The sequence below is a fragment of the Sphingopyxis sp. genome (assembly GCF_016793825.1).
Lineage (GTDB): Bacteria > Pseudomonadota > Alphaproteobacteria > Sphingomonadales > Sphingomonadaceae > Sphingopyxis.
The window spans coordinates 1-5,297 of record NZ_JAEULM010000006.1; the positions used below are offsets into that span (position 1 = coordinate 1).

Annotated in this window: 4 protein-coding genes; 3 read left to right on the forward strand and 1 reads right to left on the reverse strand. The window is 65.1% G+C overall.

The features are described 5' to 3' along the window. Positions 1-891: efflux RND transporter permease subunit (locus JNM03_RS01915; protein WP_294033977.1), on the reverse strand; the 891-nt coding region annotated here is incomplete at its 3' end. Between JNM03_RS01915 and JNM03_RS01920 the strand changes: the two genes are divergently transcribed. The 3 genes from JNM03_RS01920 to JNM03_RS01930 form a co-directional block, all read left to right on the forward strand. Then, entirely contained in the window at positions 821-3,826 is a 3,006-nt protein-coding gene (locus tag JNM03_RS01920) for a CusA/CzcA family heavy metal efflux RND transporter (RefSeq protein ID WP_294033978.1), read from the forward strand. The two genes, JNM03_RS01915 and JNM03_RS01920, sit on opposite strands and share 71 nt — an antisense overlap. Before the next feature lie 115 nt (positions 3,827-3,941). Continuing rightward, positions 3,942-4,547, forward strand: a complete 606-nt coding sequence (locus tag JNM03_RS01925; protein ID WP_234180890.1) for a cation transporter — start codon at positions 3,942-3,944, stop codon at positions 4,545-4,547. Positions 4,548-4,553: 6 nt separating this feature from the next. Beyond that, on the forward strand, positions 4,554-5,297 hold a 744-nt coding region (locus JNM03_RS01930; protein ID WP_294033979.1), incomplete at its 3' end, for a bifunctional 2-polyprenyl-6-hydroxyphenol methylase/3-demethylubiquinol 3-O-methyltransferase UbiG.

Genomic DNA, 5,297 nt, shown 5'->3' on the forward strand with positions numbered 1-5,297 from the left:
GCTCATCAGCACCGCGGCCACGACCGTCAGTCCGAAATTCTTGAAATATTGCCCGGCGACGCCCGGCATCAGCCCGACCGGCAGGAACACCGCGACGATCGTCATGGTTGTCGCGAGCACCGCGAGGCCGATCTCGTCGGCGGCATCGATCGAGGCCTGATAGGCCGATTTGCCCATCCGCATGTGGCGCACGATATTCTCGATCTCGACGATCGCATCGTCGACCAGCACGCCGGCAACGAGGCTCAATGCGAGCAAGGTCATCATGTTGAGCGAGAAGCCCATGAGGTCCATGAACAGGAAGGTCGGGACCGCCGACAGCGGGATGGCGAGCGCCGAGATCAGCGTCGCGCGCCAGTCGCGCAAGAAAAGGAAGACGACGACGACCGCGAGGATCGCGCCCTCGACCATCGCATTGATCGCCGAATGATATTGGCCCTTGGTATATTCGATGTCGCTGAACAGCTCGGTGAATTTGACCTTGGGGTTTTCCTTTTCGAGTTTTCGCAGCTCCTCGACCGCCGCGTCATAGACGGTGACATCGGAGGCGCCTTTTGCGCGCTCGAAGCCGAAGGTCAGCACCTGCCGCCCGTCCTGCTTCGAGACCGAGCGCTGCTCGGCGTAGAGATCCTTGACCTCGGCGATATCGGCGAGGCGCACGGTCCGGTTCGTCCCGACCGAGATCAGCGTCTCGCCGAGGGCGTTGGCGCTGCTCGCATTGCCGAGGATGCGGACCGCCTGCTCGGAGCCTGCGACCTCCATCCGGCCGCCGGCCGCATTGACGTTGAGCTGGACGAGCTGGGTGTTCACCGCGGCGGCGGTGAGACCATATTCGCCGCTCGAAGCCGAGCAGCGCATCACCTTCCCGATCGAGACCGCGATCGCCGGCATCCCCAACCTTTCCTACACGCGGTCGATCTCGCGCTACGGGCTGAGCCAGGTGACGGTGGTGTTTAAGGACGGCACCGACATCTACTTCGCCCGCCAGCAGGTAAACGAGCGCATACAGGCGGCGAAAGCGCAGCTGCCTGACGGAAGCGAGCCCGAAATGGGGCCGATTTCGACGGGGCTCGGCGAGATCTTCATGTTCTCGGTCGAGGCCAAGCCCGGCGCGAAGAAGCCTGACGGGACGCCCTATAATGCCGAGGATCTGCGGACGATGACCGACTGGGTCATCCGCCCGCAGATGCGCACGGTGCCCGGGGTCGCGGAGATCAACACGATCGGCGGCTATGCCCGCCAATATCATATCACCCCCAATCCCGCCGCGCTGGCTTCGCTCAATCTCTCCCTCAACGACGTCGTCGGCGCGCTGGAGAGCAACAATGCCAACCGCGGCGCGGGCTATGTCGAGCGCGGCGGCGAGCAGATCCTGATCCGCGTTCCCGGCCAGGCCGGCAACGAGCAGGACCTCTCGGAAATCCTGATCACGACGCGCGGCGGCGTGCCCATCCGCATCAAGGATGTGGCCGATGTCGCCATCGGCTCGGGTCTACGGACCGGCGCAGCCACCGAGAATGGCAAGGAAGTCGTGCTCGCCACGGTGGCGATGCTGATCGGCGAAAACCCGCGCGTGGTCGCCCAGGCGTCGGCGGAACGGCTCGAAGAGGCGGCCAAGGCGCTCCCCGAGGGTGTCGAGGTGCGAACGCTCTATGATCGGACGTCGCTCGTCGAGCGGACGATCTGGACGGTCGAGAAGAACCTCGCCGAAGGGGCGCTGCTCGTCATCGTGATCCTCTTCCTGCTGCTCGGGAACTTCCGCGCCGCACTGATCACGGCGGCGGTCATCCCCATCTCGATGCTGATGACGCTCACCGGCATGCTGCAGACGCGCACGTCGGCGAACCTCATGAGCCTCGGCGCGCTGGACTTCGGTCTGATCGTCGACGGGGCGGTCATCATCGTCGAGAATTGCCTCCGGCGTCTCGGCGAAGCGCAGCACCGTCTCGGGCGCCTGCTCGATCGCGACGAACGCTTCGGCCTCGTGGCATCGGCAAGCGCCGAGGTCATCCGCCCGAGCATCTTCGGCATCATCATCATCACGGCGGTCTATCTTCCGATCTTCGCGCTCGAGGGCGTCGAAGGGAAGACCTTCCACCCGATGGCGATCACCGTCGTCCTCGCGCTGACCGCCGCACTCCTGCTCTCGCTCACCTTCGTGCCTGCGGCCGTCGCGCTGTTCGTCACGGGCAAGGTCGAAGAGAAGGAAAACTGGCTGATGCGCCGCCTTGGCCAAGGCTATCGGCCGATGCTCGAGCGGGCGCTCAACTGGCCCAAGGTCGCGATCGCGGGCGCGCTGCTGCTCGTTGTCGCGAGCGGCCTGCTCGCCTCGCGGCTCGGTTCCGAGTTCATCCCCAATCTCGACGAGGGCGACATCGCGATGCATGCGATGCGCATCCCGGGCACCAGTCTCGGGCAATCGATCGAGATGCAGGAAGCGCTCGAATCCCGCATCCGCAAATTCCCCGAAGTCGAACGGGTCTTCGCGAAGATCGGCACGCCCGACGTCGCGACCGACCCCATGCCGCCTTCGGTTGCGGATAATTTCATCATCCTCAAGGACAGGAGCGACTGGCCCGATCCGAGAAAGCCGAGGGAACAGCTGGTTGCCGAACTCAACAAGGCGGTCGCCGAAATCCCCGGCAACAATTACGAGTTCACGCAGCCCGTCCAGATGCGCATGAACGAGCTGATTGCGGGTGTTCGCTCGGACGTCGCGATCAAGCTCTTCGGCGACGATCTCGATCAATTGCTCAAGACCGGGCAGGCAATCGAGGAGATGGTCGGCGGCGTCGAGGGCGCACAGGATGTGAAGCTCGAACAGGTCACCGGCCTGCCGATGCTTTCCGTCACGCCGCGCAGGGACAGTCTCGCCCGCTACGGCGTCAGCCTCCAGACGCTTCAGGATGCCGTCTCGACTGCAACCGGTGGACGGGCGGCCGGGCAATTGTTCGAGGGCGACCGGCGTTTCGACGTCGTCGTGCGCTTGCCGGAGGATATGCGAACGAACCTGCCGGCACTCGGCAATCTGCCGGTGGCACTTCCCAATGGCGGGTGGGTCCCGCTCTCGGAACTTGCCGACATCTCGCTTGCCGCCGGCCCCAACCAGGTCAGCCGCGAGAATGGGAAGCGGCGGGCCGTCGTGACCGCGAACGTCCGGGGCCGCGACCTCGGTTCGTTCGTGGAGGAGCTGCAGGCCAAGGTCGACAGCGAGGTTGAACTGCCCGAGGGCTATTATGTCGAATATGGCGGCACCTTCGAGCAGCTCCAGTCGGCAGCGACCCGGCTCCAGATCGTGGTGCCGGTGGTGCTGCTGCTGATCTTCGGACTGCTGTTCAGCCTCTTCGGATCGGTTCGGGATGCGGCGATCGTCTTCTCCGGAGTGCCACTCGCGCTGACGGGAGGCGTGGCCGCGCTGGCCCTTCGCGGCATTCCGCTGTCGATCTCCGCGGGTGTCGGCTTCATCGCGCTCTCGGGCGTGGCGGTGCTCAACGGGGTCGTGATGCTCTCCTTCATCAAGGATTTGCGCGAGCGCGGCAAAGAGCTGCTCGAGGCGATCCGCGAAGGCGCGCTCACGCGCTTGAGACCGGTGATGATGACCGCATTGGTCGCCTCGCTCGGCTTCGTGCCGATGGCGGTCAATGTGGGTGCGGGCTCGGAAGTCCAAAGGCCGCTGGCGACGGTCGTGATCGGCGGGATCATCTCGTCGACGATCCTGACGCTGCTCGTGCTCCCGGCGCTTTACATGCTCGTGCATCGCCGCGCCGAGCAGAAGGAGCGGCCGAGCACCCCACCGGCGGAGGGCGTGCCCGTCCCCGCGGAATGAAACCCCCCGTTGCCGCCGCGACGCTCCCCCGACGAAGGCGGCAACGGGACATACTGGGCGGAACCTCGTCGAGGTTCCGCTCCTTCTTCAGGAAGAGCGAAGGAAGGACACGGTTATGACGAACAGCCAGGCGAACGCCGACCTCGAACGCCGCACCCTCTGGATCGTCCTTCTGCTCAACGCCGCGATCGCCGCCGCTTTTCTTGTCACAGGCGCCATCGGCGATTCCAGCGCGCTCATCGCCAACGGCCTCGACAATTTCTCCGACGCCGCCGTCTATGCGCTGAGCCTCGTGGCGCTCCGCCACGGCCTGTTGTGGAAGACCCGCGCCGCCACGGCATCGGGCATCATGCTGCTCATCTTTGCCGCCGGCGTTCTCTTCGACGTCGGGCGCCGCTACCTTCAGGGAAGCGAGCCGATCGGCCAGACGATGATGATCATGTCGGCGGTCGCCGCTGTCGTGAACTATATCTGCCTGAAGCTGCTCCAGCGGATTCAGAAGCCCGACGTCAACCTGCGCGCCGCGACCACCTTCAGCTTCAACGATTTCATTTCTAACGGCGGCATCCTGATCGCCGGCGTGCTCGTCTGGTGGCTCGGGACGAACTGGCCCGATCTTCTGGTCGGGTTCGCGACCGCGCTGATCGCCATCAAGGGCGGCATCGAGATTCTTCGCGACGCGCGCGCTGAGGCGCGCAAACGGGCGGACGGCGAGGATTGACACCCGATGTGGAGCGACCCCGTCATCACGGATAGCGCAGCCGACCGCCGTTTCAGGGAGCAGGCAAAGGCGCTCGGCCTCGATCCGGACAGCAAATGGGTGGGCGGCTATGTTCCCGTCGCCGCGCGGGAAATCCGGCATCTCCTCGCCGCCTATGCCGGGAAAATAGAAGGGCAGAGGCTTCTCGAGTTTGGCTGCAATTATGGCGCAAGCGCGATCGTTGCCGCAAAGATGGGAGCCGCGGTCACCGCAATCGACGTCGATGAAGAGGCCATCGCGCTCGCACGGCTCAACGCCGAACGATATGGTGCCGGCGCGGCCGTGGACTTTCGCCATGTCCCCGACACGCGGCACATTCCCTTTCCCGACGAAAGCTTCGACATCGTCCTCGCCATCAGCGTCCTCGAATATGTGCGGCGCGAGGAGTTGGCGGATATTCTGCTGGAGCTGCGGCGGCTGCTGCGCCCGGGCGGGCTCCTGCTCGTGTCGGGAACGGCGAGCCGCCTAGCGCCGCGCGAGGTTCATTCGGGACGCTGGTTCGTCAACTATTGGCCGCGATGGGTCGATCGCAAACTGCCGGGACGCACGTCAGAGTTTCAGCGCGGCCTCAATCCGCTTCGCCTCGTCCGCGCCTTCACCGACTATGAAAATCTCGACCGCGCCGACAGGGGCGCACGCTGGTGCGCGGCTCGCAAAGCGATGGGACAATCGCCCGCGAAACTTCGAGCCGCGCGATGGCTCGCTCGCCTC